The organism is Pseudorhodobacter wandonensis, assembly GCF_001202035.1.
Classification (GTDB): domain Bacteria; phylum Pseudomonadota; class Alphaproteobacteria; order Rhodobacterales; family Rhodobacteraceae; genus Pseudorhodobacter; species Pseudorhodobacter wandonensis.
This window is the reverse complement of the sequence record NZ_LGHT01000045.1, coordinates 106199-132254: the sequence shown is the minus strand read 5'-3', so window position 1 is coordinate 132254 and position 26056 is coordinate 106199. Positions and strand designations below refer to the sequence as shown.

Annotated in this window: 23 protein-coding genes; 8 read left to right on the top strand and 15 right to left on the bottom strand. The window is 58.2% G+C overall.

What is annotated here, in order from left to right; all coding sequences use genetic code 11:
- Positions 1–95: 95 nt before the first annotated feature.
- Positions 96–1112 (top strand): ribose-phosphate pyrophosphokinase, encoded by a 1017-nt coding sequence (locus AKU79_RS18210; protein ID WP_050525014.1) that lies wholly within the window; start codon positions 96–98, stop codon positions 1110–1112.
- Positions 1113–1163: 51 nt separating this feature from the next.
- On the opposite strand, the gene AKU79_RS18205 is transcribed toward AKU79_RS18210, so the two are convergent.
- The 7 genes from AKU79_RS18205 to AKU79_RS18175 all read right to left on the bottom strand — a co-directional run bounded on the left by AKU79_RS18205 (position 1164) and on the right by AKU79_RS18175 (position 7790).
- A complete protein-coding gene (locus tag AKU79_RS18205; protein WP_050525013.1) occupies positions 1164–1514 on the bottom strand; it encodes an H-type lectin domain-containing protein in 351 nt (116 codons plus the stop codon).
- Between the two features lie 174 nt (positions 1515–1688).
- A complete protein-coding gene (locus tag AKU79_RS18200) occupies positions 1689–2087 on the bottom strand; it encodes a F0F1 ATP synthase subunit epsilon (protein WP_050525012.1) in 399 nt (132 codons plus the stop codon).
- Positions 2088–2096: 9 nt separating this feature from the next.
- Positions 2097–3530: a F0F1 ATP synthase subunit beta gene (gene atpD, locus AKU79_RS18195; protein WP_050525011.1), complete on the bottom strand. Its 1434-nt coding sequence runs from the start codon at positions 3528–3530 to the stop codon at positions 2097–2099.
- A 21-nt stretch (positions 3531–3551) separates the two neighbouring features.
- Positions 3552–4427, bottom strand: coding sequence for a F0F1 ATP synthase subunit gamma (locus tag AKU79_RS18190; RefSeq protein WP_050525010.1), 876 nt, complete (start codon positions 4425–4427; stop codon positions 3552–3554).
- A 12-nt stretch (positions 4428–4439) separates the two neighbouring features.
- Complete coding sequence (gene atpA, locus AKU79_RS18185; protein ID WP_050525009.1) at positions 4440–5978, bottom strand: F0F1 ATP synthase subunit alpha; 1539 nt, start codon at positions 5976–5978, stop codon at positions 4440–4442.
- Positions 5979–6539 carry a F0F1 ATP synthase subunit delta gene (locus AKU79_RS18180; RefSeq protein WP_050525008.1) on the bottom strand — a complete coding sequence of 187 codons (561 nt, stop codon included), beginning with the start codon at positions 6537–6539 and terminating at the stop codon, positions 5979–5981.
- A 477-nt stretch (positions 6540–7016) separates the two neighbouring features.
- Complete coding sequence (locus tag AKU79_RS18175) at positions 7017–7790, bottom strand: methyltransferase domain-containing protein (RefSeq protein ID WP_050525007.1); 774 nt, start codon at positions 7788–7790, stop codon at positions 7017–7019.
- A 62-nt stretch (positions 7791–7852) separates the two neighbouring features.
- On the opposite strand from AKU79_RS18175, the gene gloB reads away from it, so the two are divergent.
- From gloB to AKU79_RS18160, 3 genes are all read left to right on the top strand, one after another.
- Positions 7853–8626, top strand: a complete 774-nt coding sequence (gene gloB, locus AKU79_RS18170) for a hydroxyacylglutathione hydrolase (RefSeq protein ID WP_050525006.1) — start codon at positions 7853–7855, stop codon at positions 8624–8626.
- 170 nt (positions 8627–8796) lie between these two features.
- Complete coding sequence (clpA, locus tag AKU79_RS18165) at positions 8797–11115, top strand: ATP-dependent Clp protease ATP-binding subunit ClpA (protein WP_050525005.1); 2319 nt, start codon at positions 8797–8799, stop codon at positions 11113–11115.
- A gap of 9 nt (positions 11116–11124) precedes the next feature.
- Positions 11125–12078 (top strand): M23 family metallopeptidase, encoded by a 954-nt coding sequence (locus AKU79_RS18160; protein WP_082224118.1) that lies wholly within the window; start codon positions 11125–11127, stop codon positions 12076–12078.
- 197 nt (positions 12079–12275) lie between these two features.
- Here the strand turns inward: AKU79_RS18160 and AKU79_RS18155 are convergent, their stop codons facing one another.
- The 3 genes from AKU79_RS18155 to AKU79_RS18145 form a co-directional block, all read right to left on the bottom strand.
- Positions 12276–14285: a peptidoglycan -binding protein gene (locus tag AKU79_RS18155; RefSeq protein ID WP_050525004.1), complete on the bottom strand. Its 2010-nt coding sequence runs from the start codon at positions 14283–14285 to the stop codon at positions 12276–12278.
- Between the two features lie 3 nt (positions 14286–14288).
- The gene (locus AKU79_RS18150) at positions 14289–15503 is read right to left on the bottom strand and encodes a hypothetical protein (RefSeq protein ID WP_050525003.1); all 1215 of its coding nucleotides are present in this window, start codon (positions 15501–15503) and stop codon (positions 14289–14291) included.
- Between the two features lie 67 nt (positions 15504–15570).
- Entirely contained in the window at positions 15571–16116 is a 546-nt protein-coding gene (locus tag AKU79_RS18145; protein ID WP_050525002.1) for a gamma-glutamylcyclotransferase, read from the bottom strand.
- A 65-nt stretch (positions 16117–16181) separates the two neighbouring features.
- Here AKU79_RS18145 and AKU79_RS18140 point away from each other — a divergent pair, with 65 nt between their 5' ends.
- Positions 16182–17159 carry a DUF2125 domain-containing protein gene (locus tag AKU79_RS18140; protein ID WP_050525001.1) on the top strand — a complete coding sequence of 326 codons (978 nt, stop codon included), beginning with the start codon at positions 16182–16184 and terminating at the stop codon, positions 17157–17159.
- A gap of 2 nt (positions 17160–17161) precedes the next feature.
- Here the strand turns inward: AKU79_RS18140 and AKU79_RS18135 are convergent, their stop codons facing one another.
- From AKU79_RS18135 to AKU79_RS18115, 5 genes are all read right to left on the bottom strand, one after another.
- Positions 17162–17956, bottom strand: a complete 795-nt coding sequence (locus AKU79_RS18135; protein WP_050525000.1) for an extensin-like domain-containing protein — start codon at positions 17954–17956, stop codon at positions 17162–17164.
- The gene (locus AKU79_RS18130; RefSeq protein WP_050524999.1) at positions 17953–18900 is read right to left on the bottom strand and encodes a prephenate/arogenate dehydrogenase family protein; all 948 of its coding nucleotides are present in this window, start codon (positions 18898–18900) and stop codon (positions 17953–17955) included. The genes AKU79_RS18135 and AKU79_RS18130 overlap by 4 nt, the downstream gene beginning before the upstream one ends.
- Positions 18900–19985 (bottom strand): histidinol-phosphate transaminase, encoded by a 1086-nt coding sequence (gene hisC, locus AKU79_RS18125; protein WP_050524998.1) that lies wholly within the window; start codon positions 19983–19985, stop codon positions 18900–18902. Before hisC ends, AKU79_RS18130 begins: the two co-directional genes overlap by 1 nt.
- Positions 19986–20121: 136 nt before the next feature.
- Positions 20122–20742, bottom strand: coding sequence for a 30S ribosomal protein S4 (gene rpsD / locus AKU79_RS18120; protein WP_050524997.1), 621 nt, complete (start codon positions 20740–20742; stop codon positions 20122–20124).
- 179 nt (positions 20743–20921) lie between these two features.
- Positions 20922–21992 carry a Hint domain-containing protein gene (locus tag AKU79_RS18115; RefSeq protein ID WP_050524996.1) on the bottom strand — a complete coding sequence of 357 codons (1071 nt, stop codon included), beginning with the start codon at positions 21990–21992 and terminating at the stop codon, positions 20922–20924.
- Positions 21993–22161: 169 nt separating this feature from the next.
- On the opposite strand from AKU79_RS18115, the gene AKU79_RS18110 reads away from it, so the two are divergent.
- The 3 genes from AKU79_RS18110 to AKU79_RS18100 all read left to right on the top strand — a co-directional run bounded on the left by AKU79_RS18110 (position 22162) and on the right by AKU79_RS18100 (position 26049).
- The gene (locus AKU79_RS18110; RefSeq protein ID WP_050524995.1) at positions 22162–23373 is read left to right on the top strand and encodes an AGE family epimerase/isomerase; all 1212 of its coding nucleotides are present in this window, start codon (positions 22162–22164) and stop codon (positions 23371–23373) included.
- Between the two features lie 111 nt (positions 23374–23484).
- On the top strand, positions 23485–24834 hold the full coding sequence (locus AKU79_RS18105; protein WP_050524994.1) for a DUF1800 domain-containing protein: 1350 nt from the start codon (positions 23485–23487) through the stop codon (positions 24832–24834).
- Between the two features lie 3 nt (positions 24835–24837).
- Positions 24838–26049: a DUF1501 domain-containing protein gene (locus tag AKU79_RS18100; RefSeq protein ID WP_050524993.1), complete on the top strand. Its 1212-nt coding sequence runs from the start codon at positions 24838–24840 to the stop codon at positions 26047–26049.
- Positions 26050–26056: the final 7 nt, after the last annotated feature.

Here is a 26056-nt window from a genome sequence, read left to right as displayed (position 1 = left end):
CTCCGGCTGTCCAAGGTTTGCGCCGACCCTAGCCCGATGATAAGCGGTGTCAATGCCACCCGAATCCCTGCTGCCACTGCTCAAAGGACGAACCCATGGCCACCAGCAATGAACCCAAGTTAATCTCCGGCAATGCCAACATGCCCTTGGCAACCGCCATTGCGCGGCGCATGTCACTGCACCGTGGCATGAGCGTGGGATTGGTTGACGCACGGGTGGAACGGTTCAACGATGGCGAGATTTTCGTCGAAGTGTTCGAAAACGTCCGTGGCGAGGATATGTTCATCATCCAGCCCACCTCGAACCCTGCCAACGACAACCTGATGGAACTGCTGATCATGACCGACGCGCTGCGCCGTTCATCGGCCGCGCGCATCACCGCTGTGATCCCCTATTTCGGCTATGCCCGCCAAGATCGCCGCACCAAGGCCCGCACACCGATTTCATCGAAACTGGTGGCGAATATGATGGTCGAGGCCGGCATCGAACGCATCCTGACGCTCGATCTGCACGCAGCCCAGATTCAGGGTTTCTTCGATATTCCGGTTGATAACCTCTACGCCTCACCGATCTTTGCGCTCGACATCATGTCGCAATTCAAAGGCTCGATGGCGGATACAATGGTCGTGTCGCCCGACGTAGGCGGCGTGGCCCGTGCACGCGAATTGGCCAAACGCATCGGCGCCCCCCTGTCAATCGTTGATAAACGCCGCGAAAAGGCCGGTGAAGTGGCTGAAATGACGGTGATTGGTGATGTCACGGGCAAGAAATGCATTATCGTCGACGACATGTGCGATACGGCGGGCACCCTGTGCAAAGCCGCCGAAGTGCTGCTTGAAAACGGTGCGTCCGAGGTTCACGCCTATATCACCCACGGTGTGATGTCTGGCCCCGCAGTCGCCCGCGTGACCAATTCCGTGATGAAATCTTTGGTTATCACCGATTCCATCGCCGCCACAGATGCCGTCAAAAACTGCCCCAACATCCGCATCCTGCCAACCGCACCAATGTTTGCCCAGGCTATTTTGAACATCTGGAACGGCACATCCGTGTCCTCGCTGTTCGAAACTGAAACCCTTAGCCCGATTTACGAAGGCATGTACCGCAGCTAAAACGCCTGCGGTCCGTTGAATGTGCCCCCCTACAAACGGGGGGGCGCCTGCCTAATCCAGCACCCAATCATCCGCATCGCGCAGGCTGCCAATCGCGGTCCAATCCGCGCGGATACGGGCCACTCGTGTATCGCCCCAGGTGCGAAACACCAGATGAAACCCCTCGGCCGTCACTTCCTCGCTTGTAATATCGACCCGCGAATTGGTCGCGCGGTCCATATCCCACATCGAAATCGAAACCGTGACCACCGGCACGCCGACAAAAGCCTCCGAAAACGTCACAACATGGCGGCTTTCGCGCGGGCCATTCCCGGTCCACATCGCGCCGCCATCGGCAAAATCTGAAAACAACACAGGCGAGCCCTGCTCGATGCCCAAACTATGGGCCAAAAATCGCTTCATTCCAAATCGTCCCACTGCTTTAAATCCCAAAGCCCCGCGACAGAATAGATGCAGCCCAGAAAATCACTAGTCCAAATCACTAGCCCCAATCACGCGGCCAAACCCAAGGCCCCCCTGCCCGAATAAAAAAGGCCCCGAACAACGTCGGGGCCTTTTCAGAATTTTATCACGGGCTTAGTGCGCTTCGTGGTTCCGCAAAACCATCATATCCTGCACCAGCTTTTCCGCTGCATCCTTATCCTCGGGCAATGCCATAGCGGCCAGCTCGCGGGCTTGTTCGATCATGCCATCCAGCACAGTGCCAGACAGATCATCGACTGCAACAGCTTGCTCGGCCAGAACCGAAACACCTGCCGCCGTGATTTCGGCAAAACCGCCGGTCACAGCAAACGCCAATGTTTGATCGGCACCAACTGCCTTCAGAATGCCGGGGCGCAAGGTGGTGATGGTGGGGGAATGCCCCTCCATCGCCGTCATGTCGCCATCAGCGCCCGGAATCTGGACTTCGACCGCCTGAAACGAGGCAAGCCGCTTTTCCGGTGATACCAGGTCGAATTGCAAAGTCGCGGCCATGTCGCCCCCTTATGCCGCAGCTGCAGCAAGACGCTGCGCTTTGGCGATAACATCATCAATGTCGCCAACCATATAGAAGGCAGCTTCTGGCAGGTGGTCATATTCACCAGCAACCACAGCTTTGAACGAAGCGATGGTTTTTTCCAATGGCACCTGAACGCCGTCGGAACCGGTAAATACCTTTGCCACGTCGAAAGGCTGGCTCAGGAAACGCTCAATCTTACGCGCGCGGGCAACGGCCACTTTGTCGTCTTCCGACAATTCGTCCATACCCAAAATCGCGATGATATCCTGCAACGACTTATAGCGCTGCAAAGTCTGCTGAACAGATGTTGCCACCGCATAATGCTCTTCACCGATGATCAGCGGGTCAAGCAGACGCGAGGTCGAACCAAGCGGGTCCACAGCCGGGTAAATACCCTTTTCCGAGATCGAGCGGTCCAGAACGGTCGTCGCGTCCAAGTGGGCGAACGAGGTTGCAGGCGCAGGGTCGGTAAGGTCATCCGCAGGTACGTACACGGCCTGAACCGAGGTAATCGAACCGTTTTTGGTCGATGTAATACGTTCCTGCATGGCGCCCATGTCGGTTGCCAGTGTTGGCTGATAGCCCACAGCCGAAGGAATACGGCCAAGCAGAGCCGACACTTCCGAACCAGCTTGGGTAAAGCGGAAGATGTTGTCCACAAAGAACAAAACGTCCGAACCGGTGTCATCACGGAACTGTTCCGCCAGGGTCAGACCCGACAAAGCAACCCGCATACGCGCCCCTGGAGGCTCGTTCATCTGGCCATACACCAGCGCAATTTTCGACTTTTCCAGATCATCGGGAACGATAACGCCGGATTCGATCATCTCGTGGTAAAGGTCGTTGCCTTCACGGGTACGTTCACCCACGCCAGCAAACACCGACACGCCCGAGTGCACTTTGGCGATGTTGTTGATCAATTCCATGATCAAAACGGTTTTGCCAACGCCCGCGCCGCCGAACAGACCGATTTTACCACCTTTGGTGTAAGGTGCCAAAAGGTCGATAACCTTAATGCCGGTCACAAGAATTTCGGTCTCGGTCGACTGTTCGGCAAAGGTCGGTGCCTCACCGTGGATCGAGCGACGCTCTTTCGTGCTTACCGGGCCTTTTTCGTCAACCGGGTCGCCGGTTACGTTCATGATGCGGCCCAGTGTGGCCGAACCAACTGGAACCGAAATCGGCAGGCCTGTGTCGGAAACAGCTTCGCCACGAACCAAACCTTCGGTCGCGTCCATAGCAATCGCACGAACAGTGCTTTCGCCAAGGTGCTGCGCAACTTCAAGGATCAGTTTCTTGCCGTTGTTGGTTGTTTCAAGTGCGTTCAGGATGGCCGGAAGGTCACCCTCAAACTGCACGTCCACGACAGCGCCGATTACCTGCGTAATCTTACCGGCTGCTTTTGGTGCTTTCGCCATGTCAATACTCCGTTAAGCGGGTCAGAGCGCCTCAGCGCCCGAGATGATTTCAATAAGCTCTTTGGTGATCGCAGCCTGACGCGAGCGGTTGTAGATCGTCGTATACTTGTCGATCATATCGCCGGCGTTGCGGGTTGCGTTGTCCATCGCACTCATCCGGGCACCCTGTTCCGAGGCCCCGTTTTCAAGCAAAGCGGTAAAGACTTGCGTCGCTACACCGCGCGGCAACAGGTCGGCAAGGATGCCTTCCTCTGACGGCTCGTAATCGTACAAAGCAACTGCATCGCCTGCATCCGCCGCATCAAACTTTGCGGGAATTACCTGCTGCGCAGTTGGGACTTGGCTGATAACCGATTGGAAACGGTTAAAGAACAGCGTCGCCACGTCAAACTCACCCGCGTCAAAGCGTGTCAGAATGTCTTTGGCAATCGCCTGCGCTTGGGTATAGCCCACCCGCTTCACCTCAGACAGGTCAACGTGACCGATCATCAATGACGCGAAATCGCGCTTCAGCTGTTCCCGGCCTTTTTTGCCAACGGTCAAAATCTTGACCGTCTTACCTTTGCCCAGCAGTTCCTGCGCCTTCAACCGTGCCATCCGCACGATCGAAGAGTTGAAACCGCCACAAAGGCCGCGTTCAGCCGTCATCACCACCAGCAGATGCACCTTGTCCTCGCCGGTCCCGGCCAAAAGCCGGGGCGCCGAGGCAGAGGTGCCAACCGAGGCCGCAAGCCCCGCCATCACTGCTGTCATCCGCTCGGCATAGGGCCGACCAGCTTCGGCAGCTTCCTGCGCGCGGCGAAGTTTCGCCGCGGCAACCATCTGCATGGCTTTTGTAATCTTACGAGTATTTTTGATACTCGTGATCTTGTTTTTTAAGTCCTTTAGGCTCGGCATCTACCTACCCCTTTAGGCGAAATCTTTTGCGTATGCATTCAATGCGGCTTTGATCTTGTCCTCAAGCTCGCCCTTCACCTTACGGTCGTTGTTGGTGATATCCGCCAACAGATCCGCATGGTTAGAACGCAGGTGCTTCAGCAAGCCAGCCTCATAACGACCAACATCTTTTACCGCGATTTTATCAAGGTAGCCCTTGGTACCGGCAAAGATCACGCAGACAATTTCTGCGCCTGTCAGCGGTGCATACTGTGGCTGCTTCATCAATTCGGTCAAACGCGCACCACGGTTCAGCAACTGCTGGGTCGAGGCGTCAAGGTCGGAACCAAACTGCGCAAAGGCCGCCATTTCGCGGTACTGCGCCAATTCCAGCTTAACCGGACCAGCCACCGATTTCATCGCATCCGTCTGAGCAGACGACCCAACGCGCGACACCGACAGACCGGTGTTCACAGCGGGGCGGATGCCCTGATAGAACAGTTCGGTTTCAAGGAAGATCTGACCGTCGGTGATCGAAATCACGTTTGTCGGAATAAACGCCGAAACGTCGCCGCCTTGGGTTTCAATGATCGGCAGCGCGGTCAACGAACCCGAACCATGATCTTTGTTCAACTTCGACGAACGCTCCAACAGGCGCGAGTGAAGATAGAAAACGTCGCCAGGATAGGCTTCGCGGCCTGGTGGGCGGCGCAAAAGCAGCGACATCTGACGATAAGATACAGCCTGCTTGGACAAATCATCATAGATGATCAGCGCGTGGCGGCCATTGTCACGGAAGTGTTCGGCAATCGAGGTCGCGGCGTAAGGTGCCAGGAACTGCATCGGTGCCGGATCAGAAGCGGTCGCAGCCACAACAGTGGTGTATGCAATCGCGCCGGTTTCTTCCAGCTTCTTCACCAACTGCGCAACAGTCGAACGCTTTTGGCCGATAGCTACGTAAACGCAGTACAGCTTTTTGCTTTCGTCATCGCCAGCGGCTTTGTTGTAGGACGCCTGGTTCAGAATGGTGTCCAGCGCGATGGCTGTTTTACCTGTCTGACGGTCACCAATGATCAATTCGCGCTGGCCACGGCCAACGGGGATCATCGCGTCAACCGATTTCAGGCCGGTTGCCATTGGCTCATGCACCGACTGGCGCGGAATGATGCCGGGGGCCTTAACGTCTGCAATCGCACGCTTTTTCGCGCCGATCGGGCCTTTGCCGTCGATCGGGTTACCCAGACCGTCAACAACACGGCCCAGCAGCTCGTCACCAACTGGAACGTCCACGATCGACTTGGTGCGCTTGACAACGTCACCTTCTTTAATCGCGCGGTCATCGCCGAAAATAACGATACCGACGTTATCGACTTCGAGGTTAAGGGCCATACCGCGGATACCACCGGGGAATTCGACCATCTCACCTGCCTGAACCTTGTCCAGACCATGAACACGGGCGATACCATCGCCTACGCTCAATACGCGGCCAACTTCGGCCACTTCGGCTTCTTGGCCAAAGTTTTTGATCTGGTCCTTCAGGATCGCAGAAATTTCAGCTGCTTGGATACCCATTTATCCGACCTCTTTCATTGCATTCTGGAGAGCCGCGAGCTTTGCCTTAACCGACGTATCGATCATGGTAGAACCCAGCTTTACGATCAGACCACCGATGAGGGATTCATCGACAGCGGTTTTCAGTTTCACATCCTTGCCGACACTGGCTTTCAGTGTCGCGGCAAGGCTTTTCGCCTGTGCAGCGCTCAGCTTGACGGCCGAAGTCACCTCAGCGGTCACCTCGCCTTTTTCTTCGCTGATCTTGTCTTGCACAATCTTGGTCAGATGCGGCAACACAAACAGACGGCGTTTTGACGCCATCAATGCCAATGTATTGGCGCTCAGGGGTGAAAGCCCCATTTTCGCGGCAATTGCTGCAATCGCTTTTGCCTGATCCGCGCGGGTGTATACCGGCGAGGCGATCAAGGCATTCAGGTCGGCAGAGCTGCCCAAGGCCGCATCAAGGGCGTCAATGTCACCCTCCAGCGTCTTGATCGCTTTGCTTTCCTTCGCCAGCTCGAACAGAGCAGTGGCGTAGCGTGCAGCAATGCCGGAGGAGATCGAAGCTGATTCTGACACGTCATCCCTTCCGAAATTAGGCCCCGTTTCACGTCACATAAAACAAGGGCATCCTATGGCGCATACACATGCATGCGTCTGAATTTTGAAGGTGTGTAGCAGAGGCGGTTTTCTGCCGCAACCATGAAGAAATAGTAAATTGCCTGTGATCTGCGCTAACATGTCGCGCTGCATCTAAACAGCATCATCCCAACGCCGAAAACAAGTTCAATCTGTAGTTTTGCCCCGAAAGGCGCCGCCCCGCCTGCCCGAATATGAAAAACTTATGCCGGTTTCACAAAACAATGGCCCCAAGGGGCGGCATCATGATTCTGGTTTGGGCGCCCCTTTCGCTCTCGCAGTTCAGGTGCAACAATTTACCGGCTTCAAACTCAGGCAGCAGCCCTCTCGCCAATCGCGCAGCATGGGCCGCATGCGATGTGCATCACCGCCCGCACGGCGAATCAGCAGGCGCGCGTCCATGCCATGCGGTATGGTTCAGTCACCCGTCGGCGCTTTGCCCCGCAGCGCAGGTTCGGGCGCGCCTTGGCCCATGCCCTCCAGCACCCGCAACGGGCGGCGCACCACAGCCCCCAAGCCCCCCTGCACCGGCGCGCGCTGCTGCTTTGACACCTCGACGATCAGCACGCCACCGGTCAGCAAGGCCGAACACCGCCTGCCGTTGCGCTCAAAGAAATCGGATGTCCGCAGCCAGAACGGATGCCCCGAGGGCGGCCCAAACAGCGCCGATGTGCTGTGCTCGATCGTGAAGTCATGCTGCTTTAATTGCGTTTCCAGCTGGCGCATCGAAAAAGGGCGGCCAAAACCGAAAGGCGTTCCATCGCGCCGCGCCCACAGGCCCGAACGTGACGGCACGATAAACAGCGCCCGCCCGCCGGGGCCAAGCACCCGCGCGGCCTCTTCCAAGACAAAAGACGGCTGCTCCGATGTTTCAAGCCCGTGCATCATGATCAGCCGGTCCACAATTCCTGTGGCCAGCGGCCATGCGGTTTCTTCGCACAGCACCGCCACATTCGCCATGCCCGCAGGCCAGGGCATCACCCCTTGCGGCGCGGGCATCAACGCCAGCACCCGCCGCGCATCGGCCAGATAGGGCCGCATCAATGGCGCGGCAAAGCCAAAGCCGACAACCGTTTGTCCGGCGGCCGAAGGCCACATCCGCACCACCGTATCCCTGATCGCACGCTGCGCCACGCGGCCCAGTTTGGTCCGATAATAGAAATTGCGAAGATCCAGCACATCAAGATGCATTGCAGCCAAGGCCTTTTTCGGGCGAAGTTAACATAACAATACCGAAACCGAGGCAAAAGACCATGGCACTTGAAATCCTGACCATCCCCTGCCTGAAAGACAATTACGCATATCTCATCCACAACGCGGCCACGCAGGAAACCGCGCTGGTAGACATCCCCGAGGCCGCTCCCATCCTTGCGGCCCTTGCGGCCCGCGGCTGGCAGCTTACCGATGTCTTGTTAACACATCATCACTGGGACCATATCGACGGCCTGCCCGATCTTGTCGCAGGCTTGCCCGCGCGGCCAAAAATCTGGGGCGCCGCTGCCGATGCCCACCGCTTGCCCGCGCTGGATCATTCGCTAAAGGATGGCGAAACCGTCACGATCTGCGGCGAACGCGCCGATATTTTCGACCTCTCGGGCCATACGCTCGGCCATATCACCTTTCACTTTCCCACAACGCAGGCACTGTTTTCCGGTGACAGCCTTATGGTGATGGGCTGCGGCCGCCTGTTCGAAGGCACGCCCGCGCAAATGTGGACCAGCCTGCAAAAGCTGACGCCCCTGCCCGATGCCACCCGCCTGTTTTCCGGCCATGAATATACCGCCAGCAATATTCGTTTTGCACTGGCCCTTGAACCCGGCAATTCCGGCCTTATGTCTTTATCCGACAAGGTGGATAAACTGCGCGGCGCAAACATGCCGACGATCCCTACAACCTTGGCGCAAGAACGTCAGTTCAACCCGTTCCTCCGCGCCCCGAACCCCGACATGAAAGCCGCGATTGGCATGACAGGCGCGCTTGATGTCGATGTTTTTGCCGAAATCCGTGCCCGCAAGGACAAATTTTAACCCTATCCCCCCACCCTTCATCACTTTTTTCCACAGTTACGACAGAAACCTCAAATAATCGGAAAAAAGACTTGAAGCTGCCGAAATAAAACCGATCCTTAATAGTATGAGGCCATGGTCAAAGGGGTAACGCGCCCCAAAGGCCAGCAGAACACGAGGAGCACTATACCGTGCCATCATTTTCCACGACGCTTGAACAGGCAATCCATGGCGCTTTGGCTTTGGCCAACGCGCGCCGCCACGAACTTGCCACGCTGGAACATTTGCTTCTGGCATTGATTGATGAACCCGAGGCCTCGCGCGTCATGAAGGCGTGCTCGGTTGATCTGGATGAATTGCGCAAAACGCTTGTCGATTTCATTGATGATGACCTGTCCACGCTGGTCACCGATGTTGACGGGTCCGAGGCTGTGCCCACAGCCGCCTTCCAGCGCGTCATCCAGCGTGCCGCCATTCACGTTCAATCCTCTGGCCGTAACGAAGTTACCGGCGCCAACGTGCTGGTCGCCATCTTTGCCGAACGCGAATCCAACGCCGCCTACTTCCTGCAAGAACAAGATATGACCCGCTATGACGCGGTCAATTACATCGCCCACGGCGTCGCCAAAGACCCCGAGTTTGGCGAATCCCGGCCGATCACCGGCGCCGAAGAGCATATGGAAACCCCCAAGGGCGAGGCTGGCGAAGCCAAAGAATCGGCACTGTCCAAATACTGCGTCGATCTGAACGTCAAAGCCATCAAAGGCGATGTCGACCCCCTGATCGGGCGTGAGGCCGAGGTAGAGCGCTGCATCCAGGTCCTCTGCCGCCGCCGCAAAAACAACCCGCTTTTGGTGGGCGACCCCGGCGTAGGCAAAACCGCCATCGCCGAAGGTCTGGCATGGAAAATTGTCCGCCATGAAACCCCCGAAATCCTGTCCAAGGCCACGATTTACAGCCTTGATATGGGCGCATTGCTGGCCGGCACCCGCTACCGTGGCGATTTCGAAGAACGCCTGAAAGCCGTCATCAAAGAAACCGAGGAACACCCCGACGCAATTCTCTTTATTGACGAAATTCACACCATCATCGGTGCCGGCGCCACCTCGGGCGGTGCTATGGATGCCTCAAACCTGCTGAAACCCGCGCTTCAGGGCGGCAAACTGCGCACCATGGGCTCGACGACCTATAAAGAGTTCCGTCAGCACTTTGAAAAAGACCGCGCCCTCTCGCGTCGCTTCCAAAAGATCGACGTGAACGAACCTTCCGTGCCGGACGCGATCAAAATCCTGATGGGCCTTAAACCGCATTTTGAGGAACACCACGATCTGCGCTACACCGCCGATGCGATCAAAACGGCTGTTGAACTGGCGTCGCGCTATATCAACGACCGCAAGCTGCCCGACTCCGCAATCGACGTGATTGATGAGGCAGGCGCCGCACAGCATCTTGTAGCCGAATCCAAACGCCGCAAAACCATCGGCACCAAGGAAATTGAGGCTGTGGTCGCCAAGATCGCCCGCATCCCGCCGAAAAACGTCACCAAAGACGATGCCGAGGTGCTGCGCGATCTGGAAAAATCGCTAAAACGTGTGGTCTTTGGTCAGGACAAGGCGATCGAGGCGCTGGCCTCGTCGATCAAACTTGCACGCGCCGGCCTGCGCGAGCCTGAAAAACCGATCGGCAACTATCTGTTTGCCGGCCCCACAGGCGTCGGCAAAACCGAGGTGGCAAAGCAACTTGCCAATACATTGGGCTTGGAACTGCTGCGCTTTGACATGTCCGAATACATGGAAAAACACGCCGTTTCACGCCTGATCGGCGCCCCTCCGGGCTATGTCGGGTTTGATCAGGGCGGCATGTTGACCGATGGCGTTGACCAGCACCCGCATTGTGTGCTGTTGCTGGATGAAATGGAAAAGGCGCATCCGGATGTGTACAACATCCTGCTGCAAGTCATGGATCACGGCAAACTGACCGACCATAACGGCCGGACCGTCGATTTCCGCAATGTCATCCTCATCATGACCTCGAACGCCGGCGCGCAAGAAATGTCCAAATCCGCCATCGGCTTTGGCCGTGACCGGCGGACTGGCGAAGATACCGCCGCGGTAGAGCGTACCTTTACCCCCGAATTCCGCAACCGCCTTGACGCGGTGATCAGCTTTGCCCCCTTGGGCCGCGAAGTCATCCGCCAAGTGGTCGAAAAATTCGTCTTGCAACTCGAGGCGCAGCTTTTGGATCGCAATGTCCATATCGAGCTGTCCGAAGAGGCTGCGAACTGGCTGGGCGAAAAGGGCTATGATGATAAAATGGGTGCGCGTCCCCTTGGCCGCGTGATTCAGGAACACATCAAGAAGCCTCTGGCCGAAGAACTGCTCTTTGGCAAGTTGATGAAAGGCGGCGTGGTCAAGGTTGGCATCAAAGACGGCAGCCTCGACCTTAGCTATGAAGAGCCGGGCAAGCCGCGCATCACCGGCAAGAAAACCCCGCTGCTCACTGCCGAGTAACGGGGCAAAATGAAGGCCCTTACCATTCTGCTTTTGGCCCCTGCATCTGCGGGGGCCTTTTCTTTGACTTTTCCTGTCGATTGCACGCTGACAGAAACCTGTTTCATCCAGCAATATGTCGATCACGACCCCGGCCCGCAGGCCCGCGATTTTACCTGCGGCCCGCTCAGCTATGACGGCCACAAAGGCACCGATATCGCGGTTCCCACGCTTGCTGACATGGAAAAGGGTGTCACGGTTCGCGCGGCCGCTGCAGGTACGGTGCGCGCGACACGCGATGGCCTGCCAGATATAATGGCCAATGCGCCCGATGCGCCAGATATTAACGGCCAAGATTGCGGCAATGGCGTGGTTCTTGCCCATCCCGAGGGGTGGGAAACCCAGTATTGCCACCTCAAACGGGGCAGCATCAAAGTGCGGCAGGGTCAGAGCGTCAGCATCGGCACGCCGCTCGGCCAGATCGGCCTTTCCGGTAACACCGAATTCCCGCATCTTCACTTGTCCCTGCGCCACAATGGTCAGGTGGTTGACCCGTTTTCCCCGACCGATATCGCAAGTTGCGATGCCCCTGCGCCAAGCCTCTTTTCTCCGGCCCTGCCCTTTCAACCCGGCGGTCTGATTTCAGTCGGTTTCGGCCCAGCTATTCCCAGTTTTGATGCGGTAAAATCCGGCACTGCCGTCAACGCCCGCTTGCCCCAAACTGCTCCGGTTCTGGCGCTCTGGGCGCATCTCTTTGGCACCCGCGCTGGTGACAGGCTCATTTTCACACTCACCGGACCGGACGGCAAGATCTTGCATGAAACTGTCACCCTGTCCAAAACCCAGGCCCGCGCCATGCGCACCATCGGCAAACGCCGCCCGCCCAAGGGTTGGCCGAAAGGCAGCTACACGGGCATTGTCGCGCATCAGCGTGGCGTGGAAACGCTTGGCCAAAAAGCCGTTACCGTAGAAATCTTGCCCTAGCGCATGCGTTGAGATTTCTGCGTTCATCGCGCCAAACACGCTATTTCGCGGCGCAAAGACCCGTCCGCGCCAGCCTTTTCCACAGCAAACCAGACCGTGGGATGGCGGGTTACTAAAAGGTTAATTTTTTAAGAAATATTATTTTATTACAATGCGTTGCGGAAACGTCCGCACGCGGGCGATATGCGAATGCGGGCTCAGCGCTCGGTCAGTTTCAACTCGATCCGCCGGTTCTGCGCCCGCGCGGCCTCGGTGTCTCCTGCTGCTACAGGCTGCCATTCCCCGAACCCCGTGGCGGCCATCCGGTTCGGCGGAAAACCCAGATCATTTTGCATGAAACGTACCACCGAAAGGGCGCGGGCCTGGCTCAGCTCCCAGTTATCGGCAAAGGCTCCGGCCCCCGAAAGCGGGACATTATCGGTGTGGCCATCCACCCGGATAATCCAGTCAATCCCGGCTGGAATTTGCCCTGAAACCTCACGCAAAGTAGCGACAACACCCGCGATCTGGCTGCGACCTTCGGGGGCCAGATCGGCCGATCCGGGTTGAAACAAGACTTCGCTTGAAAATACAAACCGGTCGCCCACAATCCGAACGCCGTCCCGCCCGGCCAGAACGCTCCGCAGCTGGCCAAAGAATTCGGACCTGAAGGTTTCCAGCTTCTTCGTCTCGGCCTCCAATCGCTTGCGCTCGGCCTCCTCCAGCTCGGCCCGCTTCTTTTGCTCGGCCGCAACCTGCGCAAGCGCCGTATTCAGCTGCGTCCCCAAGGAATCGAGTCGAACATCGGCGGCCTGATCTTTGGCTGCAGCGGCATCCAGCAGGCCTTGCAAATCACCCAACTGGCCGCGCAATGCCGCGATTTGCTCGTTCAACAGCGCCACCCTGCGGGCATTATCTTCTGATTTGGTCTTTTCCTCGGCCAAAGCTGCGCGGGCTGTGGCAAGCAGCGCGTCCTTGCCCGTCAGATCATCGCCAGATTGGGCCGCCGCTGCCTGCGCTGCCGCCAACAAGGTCAGCGTTTCTTCGGCCCGTTTGCGCTGTTCTTCCAAGGCCAAAGTCATTGCCGTCAGCTCGGTTTCTGACGAGGCAAGTTTCGCCCGCAGTGCCTCTGCCGCTGCAAGATCGGCAAGCCGCGCCTCTTCTTCTGCGGTCAGCTTGGTCTCGACCCCTTCAAGCCGCGCCCGCAAAGCCTCGGCGGCGGCCCGTTCTGCCAACAAAGCGGCCTGCTCTTTGGTCAGAGAGGTCTCGGCCCCTTTCAACTGGTTTCGCAAGGCTTCGGCGGCGGCAAGCTCGGCCAACCGGTTTTTCTCGGCCTCGGACAGGCTGGCCTCTAGGGTGACCATGCGGTCCTTTAGGGACTGCACATCCTGGTTCGCACCTTGCGCCAGCAGCAACTCTTTTTGCAACCGCGCAACTTCGGCGGCCAACGCTTCGGCACGCGCATTTGTTTTTGTTTGCGCGTCAGTCGCGGCGCCTAGCCGTGCGGCCAGTGCGGCCAATTCCGCACCGCTATTTTTGGCTTTTCCTTCGGCCTCGGTCAGGCGGGCAAGGGTGTCGGCAAGGCTTGTCTGACCTTCTGACAGCTTGTTTTTCAAATCCGCGACCATCGCATCCAAAGCCTCGCGCCGGGCGGCGGCCAAACGGGCAGTCTCGGCTTGTGCGTCCACTTCGTCGCGGGCGCGGGCCAAGGCAAGGTTCAGTGCTTCTTGCTCGGAAATCAACCGGCTTTGCGCGGCCTCAAGGTCGCTTACGGTGGCAGTCAGGGTTTCAGCCTGCCCCCGTGCGGCATCACGCTCGGCAAGCAGACTTGCGACTTGTTGTTCAAAACTGCTAATCCGCGCGGTCGCGGCGTCAAGCTCGGTCTGGCGTGCGGTCAACTGGCTGGCAAGCGAGGCCGCCAGTGCCGCCTGGGTTTCGCCTTCGGCCTGCGCTGCTGACAGGCTTTTGCCCAGCTGCCCGACCTCGGCCGCCAAATTATCAGCGCGGTTTCGTTCAAGACCCAACGCATCGGCAAGGCCCGCAACTTGGGCGGTCAAGCTGTCCAACTCATGGTCTTGGGTGTCAATGGTTTCGCGCAGAACCGACTGCACGATCATAAAGATTGACAGCACAAACATCAGCACCAGCAAAAGTGCCGTCATCGCATCGACAAATCCCGGCCAGATCGAGCCGTTCATCTTTTGCCCGTTGCGACGGCTGAGCGCCATGGTCTAGCCCCGCCCTGCGGCACTGCGGGACAACTGCCGGACAGCATTGGTCAGGCCTGCGATATCTGCCCGCAGATCGGAAACGCTTTCTTGGCGGCCTGCTGAAATCTCTTCCAGAATTCGCAGCAATTGCACATCGATAGACCGCAAGCGCATCCGGTTTTCGGCCTCGGGGCTTTCCTCGTTCAGGTTTGCCAATACCAAGGCATAGCTGTCCTGGCCATCGGCGATGCGGGTTAGAACTTCGGTCTGCGTCATGGCTATTTGGGTAAGCTGCTCTTGGGTTTTGCTATCGGCCTGTACTTTCGACGACAATTCCTTGACCGCCTCGGCCAAACTGCCCAGCCGTTCGTCGGCCGAACTGCGCGCGGCGTCGGCCTTTACAATCAGTCCTTGCAGGGATTCCAACTGGCGGGCCACCTGTTCCAAAACGCCGCCGATCCCCGAATGATCCCCACCGTCGCCGTCGCCCGCGCCATCGCCGGTTGAAAAACCAAGGCGGGTGATTGACGACAGCCATTCCTCTAGCTCGCGGTAAAAACGATTCTGGCCGTGGCTTGCGAACAGTTCCAAAAGCCCGACGACCAGAGAGCCTGCCAGCCCCAAAAGCGAGGATGAGAACGCCGTTCCCATGCCGCCCAGCTGCGCCTCGAGCCCGCCCATCAGCTTGCCGAACACATCCATACCCGATTCACCCGGTTGCGGGGCAAGGTTGCGGATGGTTTCGACAACGGCCGGAACAGTGGTGGCAAGGCCGTAGAACGTGCCTAAAAGCCCAAGAAATATCAGCAGGTTAACAAGGTAACGGGTAATATCGCGGGCCTCGTCGATCCGCGTGGCAACGCTGTCCTGGATAGAGCGTGAGGACGAGGCCGAGATTTGCATCCGCGCCCCACGGCTGCGCAGCAATGCCGCCAGAGGGGCAAGCAATCGTGGCGCGTGAACCTGTTCTGCTGCCGGGTCGGGCTGTACAAAACCGACAATCCAGCGCACGGATTGCATCAGCTGCATGACTTGCCAAAAACAAGCCAACACGCCAAAAACAAAAACGAGAGCGATAAAACCGTTCAGCCAGACGTTGGCCAGAAATATCCCCGATAGCAGCCCCCAAGCCACAAAGGCCCCGAAGGCCACAAGCACAACCACGGCCAGCATCAAGACGATCTGACGGATCGGGTGGGTAAATGACAACTCAGCCTCTACTGTGGTCCTGTCCATGCGGCGCGCTCGACCCTTCTGGTTTATCTTGGTTTAACTTAGGCGTGTTAAAGCCCTGTGCCAACCATCATTTCGTACCTGTATCTTGCAAAACACTGACCCGCGCGCAAAGCCATTCCAGATCGGCATCGCCAATCCCCAATTGCGCCAGATGTGCCGAAGTATTGAACAAATATTCACAGTTGCGCCCCCGCCCGCCGATCGCTTGGGCAATGATCTGGGCCTGATCTTCAAGGGGCATGGTGCAATACTGGTCATGCGCGGGGTCGATGACATAGCACAGCGCAGTGACCTCGCCGCCATCATCCAACCGCAACGGCAGCCAATCCTCTAGATAGGCGGATGAGATCAATTCGCGTTCGCGCAGGGCATCGAGTGTTGCCTCTTCCGTGCCATCCTGGACGCGGAATGCCACACCGGCGCAATGGGCCGATGCTGCGCGATCAAGGGCGAGCACAAGGCCGGGGGCTGTTTCGGTGCCACGGTGATGAATAGAGCGCATGCAAAAGCTGCGGTGCCAGCCGTGCAGGGTCGCGACCCGCTGTTCGGCCACGGCGAAACCGGGGTTCCAGACCAATGATCCGTAACCGAATACCCAAAGTGGCTTTTGCATCTACTGGCCCTCCGCTCTTGGCCCTTGTAGACAGCATATGCGGCGAAATGAAAAGAGGGCGCAAGATGCGGTGGTTGACAGGCTTGGTTTTGGTGTTGGGCTGCCTTTGGGGCGGATATTGGTTTGTGGGCGAGCGCGGTTTTGAGACTGCAGCACGTGACTGGTTTGACGCGTTAGAGGCCAGCGGCAAGGTTGCCACCAACGCCGGGTTAGAGGTGCATGGCTTTCCCAACCGGTTTGACCTGACAGTCACGGAACCGCATCTGGCCGACCCCGCAACCGGGCTGGGCTGGCAAGCGCCGTTTTTTCAAGTGCTAAGCCTAAGTTACAAACCCTGGCACGTAATCGCGGCCTTTCCGCCCGAACAGCGCCTGACGCTGCCGCATGAGGGAATGACACTGCGGTCGGGCAAGTTGCAGGCAAGTGTGGTGGTCAAACCGCAACCCGCGCTGCCCTTGGACAGGTTTACCCTGATCGGCAATGCGATTGAGGCGGATGGCGATCGTGGGTGGGTCGTGACGGCCGAAAGCTTGCAATTCGCGACCCGGCTGGATGAAAGCCGCGTGAACCGGCATGAAATTGGCCTGAATGTAACCAACATTGTGCCAGATGCCGCCCTGATGGCCGTGTTTGCGGGCGCCTTACCATCGCAAGTCGGTTTGATCCGCGTAGATGCGCATATCGGATTTACGGGGCCGATTGACCGCCAAGCGCTGACCGCGCCACCACAGATAGCCAGCGTTGAACTGGACAATCTGCGCATTGAGTGGGGCCAAATGCAGGTGACGGCGCAAGGCAACGTAACCGCCGATGCCGCCGGTTTTGCCGAAGGAAATAGCGTGTTGCAGCTGAAAAATTGGCGCGTGGCGCTGGATGTGGCGCAGAGCATGGGGATTTTATCCCAGAATGACCGTAAGCTTTGGGAACAGGCTGCGATGTTTCTGGCAAAACAATCCGACAGCTTGGACCTGCCATTACAGTTCAAGAATGGTCGCAGTTTCATCGGGCCGCTTGCTGTTGGGCCGGCACCGCGCCTGCGCTAGGGCTATTTGCAGTAGGGTCCGCCACGATATTTGGCAGTGTCCAGATGCAAGTGGTTCTCATGATAGCCATCCGAGCCGGGGCCAAGCGTGGTGCCAAAAATACCGCAAGCACCTTTGTGGGCCTTGCGGATCGCCTTGCCGCGGTTGGATTTGTAGTCATCTAGCACCGTAACCTCGGTGCCATTTGCCAGTTTGAACCCTGCAATATCAATAGCTTTGCCACGACCATGTTCGCTGATCTTGGCGCCTTTGACATTGTTTTGACTGCGACAAACGAAATGGGCGGCAACATCCAGACCAACCACTTTGGTATTGCCAAAGGCCGGTTTGACCTTGGTCGTAACCCATTTGCGCAGGGCACGGGCGGTATTGCAGTCGATCGTAGCGGGCATCGAGAGTTTCACACCGTCAACCGCCGTAACACGTACTGGGGCATCGACGCCGCACCCGTTTTGAGCACCCTTTATAGCGGTGATCATTGTGCCTTCAATCGCGCGATCCTTGCACACAAGCCCGCCAGTGTTGGAATTGGGCTGTTTGTCGCCGCCGCCTTTCGGGCCAATCAGCTTGCTGACGATCCCTTTTGAAGGGGCGCTGGCCTGCGCGACAAAACCTTTCGGGCGTGGTTGAGGGCGGATGGACGAGGCTAAAATCAGGTTTGAGTTGTCAGGCGCCAGTTGGACCGGCACAGATTGTGACAGCACAGGGCGTGGCATTGGGCGGACCGAGCTGAACTCGGCCCAAGCTGGTGCGCAAATGCTGCACGACAGGCAGGCGGCGATAACCAGACGGTTCATGCTTTTGTTGCGGGTTTGGTTTGGCCCGCAGGCTGGCCGCCACGGCCGAAATCGGGGGCGTCTGTATCCTGGCCCGCCTGAATAATGCTGCGGCGGATGGCGCGGGTGCGGGTGAAATAATCGTGCAGATGTGCACCGTCGCCTTTGCGAATGGCACGCTGGAGGGCGAACAGTTCCTCGGTGAAACGGCCAAGAATTTCCAGCGTGGCGTCTTTGTTGGTCAGAAACACATCGCGCCACATCGTCGGGTCGCTGGCCGCGATACGGGTAAAATCGCGAAAGCCAGCGGCCGAGTATTTGATCACTTCGCTATCGGTCACGCGGCGCAGATCATCGGCCACACCGACCATCGTATAGGCGATCAGGTGCGGGGTGTGACTGGTCACGGCCAGCACCAGATCATGGTGCGGCGCGTCCATTTCTTCGACATTGGCACCCATACCTTCGCACAAGTGGCGCAGGCGAGTCACGGCTGCAGGGTCGCAGCCTTCGGGGGGCGTCAGCAGCCACCAGCGGTTTTCAAACAGCGTGGCAAAGCCCGAACGCGGGCCGGAGTGTTCAGTCCCTGCAAGCGGGTGGCCGGGGATAAAATGAACCCCCTGCGGGATATGCGGGGCAACCGCGTCAATCACTGCCTGCTTTACCGAGCCGACATCGGTGACGGTGGCGCCGGCCTTCAAATGCGGGCCAATTTCGATTGCGATGCTTTCCATCGCGCCCACCGGCACAGCCAAAACCACAAGGTCGGCCCCCGTAACCGCCTGCGCAGCGGTATCGAACACCGCATCACAAAAGCCCAATTCCATTGCGGCATCGCGTGTTGCGGCTGATTTTGCATGGCCAACAACCATTTTCGCCAGACCACGTTGCCGCATGGCATGCGCCATGGAAGACGCAATCAGCCCCATGCCGATCAGAGCGACTTTTTCATAGATCACAGCCATCAACGCTTGCCTTTGAACTGCGCCACGGCATGCGCCACACGACGGCACGCGCTTTCGTCGCCCACGGTAATGCGCAGGCAATGTGGCAGCTTATACCCCGCCACGCGGCGCACGATCAGCCCTTGGTCACGCAAGAACGCATCACATGCCTCGGCCTCGGCGGTATCGGCAAAGCGGGCCAGCACAAAATTGGCCAAGGACGTATCCGAGGGCACACCAAGCTCGGCCAAGGCTTCGGCAAGCCATATCCGCATCCGCGCGTTATCAGCGCGGCACCGGTTGATATAATCCTGGTCGCGCATAGCGGCCTCGGCGGCCTCAAGTTGCGTGTTGGACAGGTTGAACGGACCCCGAATGCGGTTCAAAACGTCGATAATTGCGCGGGGGCCATAGCCCCAGCCGATGCGCAGGCCACCTAAACCATAGATTTTTGAAAACGTCCGCGTCATCACCACGTTGTCGCGCGACTCGATCAGCGACAGACCGCCATCATAGCCATCGACGTATTCGGCATAGGCACCATCCAAAACCAGAATCGCCTGCGGCGGCAAGCCTTCGGCCAGTTGCGCCACTTCGGCGGCCGAAATCATTGTGCCGGTCGGGTTGTTGGGGTTTGCAATAAACACCAGCTTCGTACGCTCGTTGCAGGCAGCCAACAAGGCGGCGACATCGGTTGTGCAGTCACGTTCGGCCACCTCAACCGGGGTTGCACCTGCGGCCATTGCCGAAATGCGATACATCAGAAAGCCGTGCTCGGTGAACAAGACTTCATCGCCCGGCCCGGCATAGGCCTGACAGAGGAAATGGATGATTTCGTCACTGCCAACGCCACAAATCACGCGGTCGGCATCCAGCCCTTGCACCTCGGCAATCGCTTCGCGCAAGGCTGCGTGATCGGTGCTGGGATAACGGTGCAAGTTGTGGACAGACCGCGAAAACGCCTCTTTGGCCTTATCTGACGGGCCAAACGGATTCTCATTCGACGAGAGTTTGATAGTATTGGATTTGCCCGCAACCGTGGCCGCACCGCCTTCGTATAAGGCGATATCCATAATGCCCGGCTGTGGCCGAATGTCAGACGTCATAAACGCGCTCCCCCGAGATGCTGCGCCTTGTTAGCGGCTTCGTCTGCGCCTGACCAGAGGTCGCAAACGCAAAACGCCGCCCAATTTGGGCGGCGTCTCATTTGGCCCACAGTTGAGGGCCGTATTGCAACCAAGATTAGTTCTTGGCGTAATATTCGACCACGAGGTTTGGTTCCATAACAACTGGATATGGCACGTCGCCCAAAGTTGGGGTGCGTACGAAAGTCGCAGTCATTTTCGAGTGGTCTACTTCAACGTAATCAGGAACGTCACGTTCAGCCAGAGCAACAGCTTCTAGAACGATTGCCAATTGCTTGGAACGGTCACGAACAGCGATCACGTCGCCTTCTTTAACGCGGTAGGACGCGATGTTTACGCGCTGGCCGTTTACAGTAACGTGGCCGTGGTTCACGAACTGACGTGCAGCAAACACAGTTGGCACGAATTTCGCGCGGTATACAACAGCGTCCAAGCGACGCTCGAGCAGACCTACCAGCATCTCGCCGGTGTCGCCCTTAACGCGTTCCGCTTCGGTATAGATCTTGCGGAATTGCTTTTCGGTCAGGTCGCCGTAGTAACCCTTCAATTTCTGCTTTGCGCGCAACTGTGTACCGAAATCGGACAGTTTGTTCTTGCGGCGCTGGCCGTGCTGGCCCGGACCGTATTCACGCTTGTTCACTGGCGACTTTGGACGGCCCCAGATGTTTTCGCCCATGCGGCGGTCAATTTTGTACTTGGCAGAGGTGCGTTTTGTCATCTCTGATCTCCTTCTTAGGTTACGAAGGGCGTTGTCCTTCCCCTTGGCCCCCCGATAACTTGGGCAACCGCGGGTGACAGGGTTCCTTTTGCAAGGGCCACCAACACCAATGAAAAGCCCTCGGACGTAAATCCGAAGACAGGCGGGCTTATATAGGCCCATGGCGGGGTGTCAACCAGTTAAGCTGCTAAAGCATGTCGCAAAATAGCGGCTTCGGGGCCCGAAAGATTGCGCCGCGCATAATCGCCGTAGATTTGCGGGGTATCGGCAAGACCCGGCAGAACCTGCAGCAAGCCTTGGCGTTGGTCGGGCGCGACATTATCCAAGGCGGTGTTAGACGGATGAAAGCTCTCGGTTTCAAGCCCGTTTGCCCAGATGACCTGATGGTTTTCCAGCAAGATATGAATATAGGTCACGTCCCGCAAAGTTTGGTCAATGAAAATAGAGGTATCATTAATCAGGTCATGTGCCGCGACCAAAACTTCGGGGGTGTTGAACAGGGCCATCGCCGCCGCGCCTTGCACCAACATGCGGTGTTGCGGCGAAACCAAAAGGTCATGCTCGGGGCGATCAAGGCCCAGCGCCCCTGCCCGCAGCCAAACTGGCCGTAAATGGGGCATTGCGTGCAACCTTGCGCCCGATATCCGGCGAGTGCCAATCCACAGGATTTTCTGCAAGCCATTGTCTTTGGTGGCAATAAAATCGCCGACGCGTAAATTCTCAACCAATCGGGGGCCGTTTACGCCGCGAATGGTGGTTCCGGGGGTAAAGCAAATCACCCCGGCTGGTGCCTCTGCCTCCGCCACTTGCGCACCAAGGTCTACAGCCGTTCGGACAACCCAAAGATCTTGGTTTGCAGGTGGCAGTTCACCGACCAACATCAACAAACGACTGCCGCTGCCAGGCACATCAATCAAAGTAATCGTATAACTCTGGCGGCCATCGGTGACGATAAAGCCTTGTTCTGGCAAGTCATTCCCGATGTCGGTTGCCGCCGATGCGCTGCTGTTTGGCGCAAACTCGGCCCCCAACAGCCGCCGCACCTTGCGCGCCGCGCGCAATCTGAGTTCCGCCGCCCCTTCGGCTCCGCTAAGTAACAAGACATCTTTCGCACCGTCAACGCGAACCGGCTCTCCCATCCAGCGCCACGTGGCGCCAACGGCAAGTACGTCCATCGGTGCGGCCATTAAACCGTCTGTTTCTGTCTGCGCCCAAGAGATGACGAACGTGCCGTATATGCCCGTTCCCATTGCCTGTATGCCTGCTCGTTTCTTTATTGTTTATGGGGTTAGGCTAACAGGTGGTGTGCCGCTTGGCTATGGCATAGGCGCCACAGGTGCGAAGAAATGAATAGTCACGCCCGACATATGGATTCTTAACTAACATACAAGTATACCACTATTGATTTAGCAGGAGTCCATGATGAAACCCTACCCATCTCGCCACACAGACGCACACAATGCCACCAGCCGCGATGCGGCGTTTTGGGCCGATTGGTTTTGGCGCGACCTGTTAGGCGGTTGGATGGCGCAAGTACAGGATGGCGATTTTGGCGTTTTCGACGCGCTTGATGCCAAAGGCAAACCGGACTTGACCGCGCCGAAATCACTGCTGGCGCAGGCGCGCACATTGTTCACCCTGTCCCATGCCGCGCTGCTATCAGGTGACCCTGCCCTAAAGGCCGCAGCCGAAAAGCAAGCGGCCTTTCTGCAGCGTTTTCGCAAGGCACCCGGTCTTTACCGTTGCAATGCCAAGCGTGACGGCAGCCCAACCGGCCAAGCCGCAGATGAGGCCGCCCGCAGCTATGACCAAACCTTTGTCATTCTGGGGCTGGTCACATGGAACCGCCTATCCCCCTCGGATGAGGTTCCACAATTGATTGAGGACTGCTGGCAAGCGCTGACAACCCAGCTGACGGACCCTGCCACGGGGTTGCTGTTGAACGATGACATCGGGGGCAACCTGACGCCAGCCCAGAACCCGCATATGCATTTGTATGAGGCCTGCCTGCAAGCCATACGCATGACGGGCGATCCGCATTGGCTGGAACGAGCGGCAGATTTGCGCAGCATCGCTTTGCGACATTTCATGGACCACGACAGCGGCAGCATTGCCGAATTCCTGACCCCTGACCTTTTGCCCCTGCCCGGTGCCGATGGCCAACGGCGCGAGGTTGGCCATCAATGCGAATGGGCCTGGCTGCTGCTGCAAGAGGCCGAGTTGGCGGCACAACCGGACATCGGCGCACCCGCAGCGCAGCTATTGGCCTTTGCAGACCGCTTTGGATTTGCAAAAACCGGCCCACTGACAGGCGCTGCGTTCGATGCCGTCTCGGCCGCGGGCGAGGTGATGGAAAACAGTTTCCTGTTGTGGCCGCAGACCGAGGCGATCAAGACGCTTGCCATTCGCCACATCGCAGGTGAACCCGAGGCGGCAGCGCGTGCACAAGCCTTGATGTGCCTGATGTTTGAAAGCTGGTTTGCAGGCCGCCCCGTGTTCGTAAACCGGCTGGACGCCACAGGGGATAGCCTGTGGTCCGAGGCACTTACGCGGCTAATGTATCATATCATACTGGCAATGACCGAAGGGGCGCGTGCAGGGCTGTGGCCCGGCCCGACAACACGGGCATAAGATCGGCGGCCTTTTGCTTGTAGGGCATGGCGATCACGGGCTTTGCGTATTGAGAGATGAAAGCGCGGCAGCAATCGGCTAGCCTGTGGTCAAAGTGATTGGACCGCGCGCATGATTGACACGCCAACCCTTGCCGCCTTTCGTTTTGGCTATGGTCTGCCCTATGCCAACTCCCCCTCGCCAAAGGCGATGCTGGCGGCGTTGGCTGGCCCTGATGATATGGCTGTGCACCATCCGACAATGGGCCTGGTCGAGGCATTGCCACTAATGGCCCGCGCGTTTGAGGCGCGGAAAATGGCACGCAAAGACAAGATGTTGGGGGACAAATACAAATCCGCCATCCGCGCGGTTACACTAGCAGCCGAGGCGGATATTCGGGCGCAGTTTGCCCGTGCGTTGGATGCCCAAGACGGGTTTCGCGAACGCTTGGTCGCCTTTTGGGCAGATCATTTCACCACAAAGGCACGGTCGGCAATGGAACGGGGCCTGCCCGGCGCGATGATCCATGATGCGATCCGGCCACATATATCGGGCCGGTTTGCCGATATGTTGATCGCGGCCACCTTGCATCCGGCGATGCTGTCGTTCCTTGATCAATCCGCCTCGACAGGGCCAAATTCGCCGGTTGGCCAAAGGCGCAAACGTGGCCTGAATGAAAACCTTGCACGCGAGCTGTTGGAACTGCACAGCCTTGGCGTAGGGGCAAACTATAGCCAAACCGATGTACGGCAAATGGCGCTATTGCTGACGGGGCTAGAGTCTAACCCGCTGAAAGGGTTTCAGTTTCATGCCAATCGGGCCGAGCCGGGGGCTGAAGTGGTTTTAGGAATGCCCTATGGCGGCGAAGGCATTGCGCCGATCAAAGCCGCGCTGACCGACCTTGCACAACGACCCGAAACTGCCGCCCATATCGCAAACAAGCTTGCCGTGCATTTTGTGGCCGACCAGCCAAACCCTGAATTGGTGGTCGCGATGACCCGCGCCTATCTGGACAGTGGCGGCGATTTGCAAAAGGTTTATGCCGCGATGCTGGATCACCCAGCTGCGTGGGCACCCGAACGGGTAAAGGCCCGCCAACCCGTCGAGTTTGTGCTGGCCGCGCTGCGGGCCTTTGGCATGACGGGTCCTGCACTCCGGCGTATGGGGCGCGGCCAGTTTTTGCGCATTGTTCTGCGGCCTATGCGGTTGATGGGGCAAGAGTGGCAGCAGCCCATCGGCCCCAATGGCTGGCCCGAGGACGCTGCGGCATGGATCACGCCGCAAGGGCTGGGCGCGCGGATCACTTGGGCAATGGAGGTGCCGGGCCGCCTGATGACACCAATGCCCGACCCTGCAGGCTTTGCCAGAACTGCATTGGGCACTGCTGCGGATGAGCGGCTTCGTTGGGCAGTGGCGCGGGCGGAATCAAAACGCGAAGGCGTGGGGCTGGTGCTTGCCTCGCCCGCCTTTAACCGGAGGTAACCGATGGATAGACGGCAGCTTTTGCGTGCGATGACTTGGGCAGGATGCTCGGCTGCGGCCTATCCTTGGCTTACCTCGGTCACGATGGCCCAAGGCGCGGGCCTTGGCGAAAACCGCCTGATTGTTGTGATTTTGCGTGGGGCTATGGACGGGCTTGATGTTGTGCAACCCATAGGGGACCGCGATTTCGCAGCACTGCGACCGGGCCTGCCGACCAGCGAGATCAACCTGTCAGGACCGTTTGCGTTGCATCCGGGTTTAGGGGGGCTGCAAAAGATGTGGCAGGCTGGCCAATTGGGCTTTGTGCATGCAACATCAACGTCTTACCGCGACAAGCGCAGCCATTTCGACGGCCAAACCCTGCTTGAGGCTGGCACCGGAATGGACGTGCCGATCGGCGCGCAACATGATGGTTGGCTGAACCGCATGTTGCAATCTGTTCCGGGTCTGACGGCCGAAACCGCCTATGCCGTTGGGCGAGAGGCACTGCCTTTGCTTGCGGGCAAAGGCGCAAGCCGGGCCTGGACCCCAGAAGTGAAGCTAGTGCTGTCGCAACAAAGCCAGACCTTGCTGGACCACATCTATCACGATGATGACCTGTTTCGAGAGGCCGGGACTGAGGCGATGGAACTGTCACAAGAGCTTGCTGGTCGCGTGGTGCGCAGCGCCAACGAAAGCACAACCGGCAACTCTGCGATGGGCGAAGACAAGGCGTGGCCTGACATCGACAGCTTGGTCGATTTCGCGGCCGGGCGATTGGCCGGTGCCACGCGCATTGCTGCGTTTTCGCTTGCAGGATGGGATACCCACCGCCGACAAGTCGCCGCGATTGGTCGCCCGCTGTCACGTTTACAAAGGATCATCCTGCGCATGCAATCGCAACTCGGTCCGCAGACATGGGGGCGGACCACACTGATTGCGATGACAGAGTTTGGCCGCACCGCACGCCAGAACGGCAGCGGCGGCACCGATCACGGCACGGGCGGTGCGATGATTCTTGCAGGCGGGGCGTTGCGGGGCGGTTCTGTACTGGGCAACTGGCCAGGATTGGCCGAAGCAGCGCTGTATGATCGCCGCGACCTGATGCCAACTTCGGATGTGCGGGCCTGGGCCGCCTGGGCAATGCGCGGCATGTTTGGCCTGCAGCGGTCGGTGCTTGAAGGCGCGGTTTTTCCGGGGCTAGACATGGGCGACGACCCCAAGCTTATCCTGTAACGGCAGC

What these genes read in the sequence shown, in the direction of transcription:
- AKU79_RS18110 (WP_050524995.1), top strand. Translation starts at nt 22,162, where the DNA reads ATGATGAAACCCTACCCATCTCGCCACACAGACGCACACAATGCCACC.
- AKU79_RS18100 (WP_050524993.1), top strand. Translation starts at nt 24,838, where the DNA reads ATGGATAGACGGCAGCTTTTGCGTGCGATGACTTGGGCAGGATGCTCG.
- AKU79_RS18140 (WP_050525001.1), top strand. Translation starts at nt 16,182, where the DNA reads ATGCGGTGGTTGACAGGCTTGGTTTTGGTGTTGGGCTGCCTTTGGGGC.
- AKU79_RS18135 (WP_050525000.1), bottom strand. Translation starts at nt 17,956, where the DNA reads ATGAACCGTCTGGTTATCGCCGCCTGCCTGTCGTGCAGCATTTGCGCA.
- AKU79_RS18145 (WP_050525002.1), bottom strand. Translation starts at nt 16,116, where the DNA reads ATGCAAAAGCCACTTTGGGTATTCGGTTACGGATCATTGGTCTGGAAC.
- hisC (WP_050524998.1), bottom strand. Translation starts at nt 19,985, where the DNA reads ATGACGTCTGACATTCGGCCACAGCCGGGCATTATGGATATCGCCTTA.
- AKU79_RS18150 (WP_050525003.1), bottom strand. Translation starts at nt 15,503, where the DNA reads ATGGACAGGACCACAGTAGAGGCTGAGTTGTCATTTACCCACCCGATC.
- AKU79_RS18105 (WP_050524994.1), top strand. Translation starts at nt 23,485, where the DNA reads ATGATTGACACGCCAACCCTTGCCGCCTTTCGTTTTGGCTATGGTCTG.
- atpD (WP_050525011.1), bottom strand. Translation starts at nt 3,530, where the DNA reads ATGGCGAAAGCACCAAAAGCAGCCGGTAAGATTACGCAGGTAATCGGC.
- rpsD (WP_050524997.1), bottom strand. Translation starts at nt 20,742, where the DNA reads ATGACAAAACGCACCTCTGCCAAGTACAAAATTGACCGCCGCATGGGC.
- AKU79_RS18155 (WP_050525004.1), bottom strand. Translation starts at nt 14,285, where the DNA reads ATGGCGCTCAGCCGTCGCAACGGGCAAAAGATGAACGGCTCGATCTGG.
- AKU79_RS18175 (WP_050525007.1), bottom strand. Translation starts at nt 7,790, where the DNA reads ATGCATCTTGATGTGCTGGATCTTCGCAATTTCTATTATCGGACCAAA.
- AKU79_RS18205 (WP_050525013.1), bottom strand. Translation starts at nt 1,514, where the DNA reads ATGAAGCGATTTTTGGCCCATAGTTTGGGCATCGAGCAGGGCTCGCCT.
- AKU79_RS18115 (WP_050524996.1), bottom strand. Translation starts at nt 21,992, where the DNA reads ATGGGAACGGGCATATACGGCACGTTCGTCATCTCTTGGGCGCAGACA.
- AKU79_RS18130 (WP_050524999.1), bottom strand. Translation starts at nt 18,900, where the DNA reads ATGGCTGTGATCTATGAAAAAGTCGCTCTGATCGGCATGGGGCTGATT.
- AKU79_RS18210 (WP_050525014.1), top strand. Translation starts at nt 96, where the DNA reads ATGGCCACCAGCAATGAACCCAAGTTAATCTCCGGCAATGCCAACATG.
- AKU79_RS18200 (WP_050525012.1), bottom strand. Translation starts at nt 2,087, where the DNA reads ATGGCCGCGACTTTGCAATTCGACCTGGTATCACCGGAAAAGCGGCTT.
- AKU79_RS18190 (WP_050525010.1), bottom strand. Translation starts at nt 4,427, where the DNA reads ATGCCGAGCCTAAAGGACTTAAAAAACAAGATCACGAGTATCAAAAAT.
- AKU79_RS18160 (WP_082224118.1), top strand. Translation starts at nt 11,125, where the DNA reads ATGAAGGCCCTTACCATTCTGCTTTTGGCCCCTGCATCTGCGGGGGCC.
- atpA (WP_050525009.1), bottom strand. Translation starts at nt 5,978, where the DNA reads ATGGGTATCCAAGCAGCTGAAATTTCTGCGATCCTGAAGGACCAGATC.
- gloB (WP_050525006.1), top strand. Translation starts at nt 7,853, where the DNA reads ATGGCACTTGAAATCCTGACCATCCCCTGCCTGAAAGACAATTACGCA.